At 65.5% G+C, this 530-nt stretch carries 1 protein-coding gene; it reads right to left on the bottom strand.

What is annotated here, in order from left to right:
- Positions 1–517, bottom strand: a 517-nt coding sequence (locus tag WS49_RS08135; RefSeq protein ID WP_257127644.1) for a phage protease, incomplete at its 3' end; no start/stop codon positions are given.
- Between the last annotated feature and the right edge of the window lie 13 nt (positions 518–530).

Here is a 530-nt window from a genome sequence, read left to right as displayed (position 1 = left end):
CGAGCGCCTTGCACACGGCGAGGTCTTCGGCGGCCAGCGCATTCGCGTCCGTTTTGTCACCTACCGGAGGATTGCCACCCGTCTGCGTGCCACCGAGTGCCTGGATCGGTTGCGCGGTCGCGACGAACTGTTTCAGTGCGGCGACATCGCTCTTGCCCAGGTCGCGCGCCCAGCCTTCTTGAGCGGGCAGCAGGCGGCCGTTCTTCAACGCGGCCGTCACCAGCTCCTCGACTTCGTTGCCGGTCAGCTTCGCGTTGGCTGCGTCGAGCTGCGCGCGCAGGTCGGTCATTACCGAAATCGGCACGAAACGCGCCGGGTCGACCTGGTTGGCGGACAGCATTGCGATCTGCGCGCGCTGCGAGTCGAGCAGCACAGGCAGGTTCACGCTGGCAGCGGCAACGCCCTGGCCGCCGGACAGCGATTCGATCAGTTTCTTAAGCTGCGCCGTGACGTCGTCAGCGGTTGCGCCGACCGGCATGTTCAGCAGCCAGCGCAGTTGTTCCAGGAGTTCTTCCATATTGGGAGCCTCG

It is taken from the genome of Burkholderia sp. RF7-non_BP4, from assembly GCF_001521935.1.
In the GTDB taxonomy this organism is placed as follows: Bacteria; Pseudomonadota; Gammaproteobacteria; order Burkholderiales; family Burkholderiaceae; genus Burkholderia; species Burkholderia diffusa.
This window is presented reverse-complemented; position numbering and strand designations above follow the sequence as displayed.